We start from the raw sequence: 1,201 nt of genomic DNA, 5'->3' as shown, positions 1-1,201 counted from the left end.
ACGCGGCCTACTCATTGCTGCCGCTGCGCAGCAACCGCGAGCTGGCCGCGGGCTACGCGCCGGTCGCTTTCCTGGCAGCGGCTGTCCTCGGCGCAGGGCTGCTGGGTGTGCGCGGGTATGTCCTGCTCACCGGTGCCGCACTGGCCTACAGCCTGCTTCAATCCCTGAAACCAGTCATCCCCGCGTTGCGTGCCTGGCACTTCGCGGCGGCGCAGGTGCTGCTGACGGTCCTTGCCGGACTGCTGGCAGCGGACCTTGGACTTGGAACCGATGGGGTGTTCATCGTGATCGCCGCGGTTCTTGCGGCACAGCACGTCGCACGGACGCTGCTCGGGAGCCGGCTGGAGAACTTTGGGCCAGTCCACGCCTTGCGATGGGGAACGCTGCTGGCCCTGGCGGCAGTGCCGCCGGCGTACTACGTGCTGCTTTCCGCGGCGGCGCGGCCGGAGACCGGCACCGTCCTGCTGCTGACAGCGGCCGGAAGCGCCGTGCTCGCTCAGCTGGCCGCAGCCCTGCGTCCGCGTAGGGCCGGCGGCTTCCCCGGAGCGCCAGCCGCCGCGGCGGCGCTGGTGCTCCTGCTCGCGGTGGGTGTGCGCACCGCCGAGTTCCCGGCTGCGGTCTCTACCCTGTGGGTGCTTTGGGTGGCTTTCGCCGCCAACCTGCTGACGGCCGTCCTGCACAGACAAAACCGTCTTGCGCTCCTGGCACCGGCCGGATTTGCTGCCGGGATGCTGCTCGGAGCCGGAGTCCTCGGTCTCCGAGGCTATGAGCTGCTCTTTGCCGCAGCGCTCGCGTACTGCCTCGCCCTGGTCCGGGACCGGTCAACCGGACTGCGGGGCATCTACCTCGCCGGAGCGCAGGGAACCGGCACAGTCCTCGCGGCCCTGCTGGCCGCTGACGCTGCCGGAAATTCCCTCAGCGTGTTCGCAGCCGCACTGGGGCTGGGCCTGGCAGCCGGCCACCTCCTGCGGACGGTCCTCCACGACCGGCTGAAGGCACTCGGCGCCGTCGAGCCCCTGAGGTGGGGCGGCCTCACGGCGCTGGCGGCGGTTCCTGTCTCCTGCCTGCTGTTCGAGCACGTGCTCGATTCGGCAGCGGTGCTGACGGCAGTCCTCAGCGCTGCGGCAGCGTTTATGGGAACCGAGCTGGACGCGGCATTTTTTAATTTAAGTTTGATGGCACTGCCGGAGACTTGTGACCT

1 protein-coding gene is annotated in these 1,201 nt (G+C 69.4%); it reads left to right on the top strand.

Annotation, left to right across the window (positions count from 1 at the left end; translation table 11 throughout):
* Positions 1-1,201, top strand: a 1,201-nt coding sequence (locus ACFV20_RS37040) for a hypothetical protein (RefSeq protein WP_385665543.1), incomplete at both ends; no start/stop codon positions are given.

The sequence above is a fragment of the Streptomyces sp. NPDC059696 genome, from assembly GCF_042733745.1.
In the GTDB taxonomy this organism is placed as follows: Bacteria; Actinomycetota; Actinomycetes; order Streptomycetales; family Streptomycetaceae; genus Streptomyces.
The sequence above is the reverse complement of the archived record's forward strand: the minus strand, read 5'-3'. Positions and strand labels throughout refer to the sequence as shown.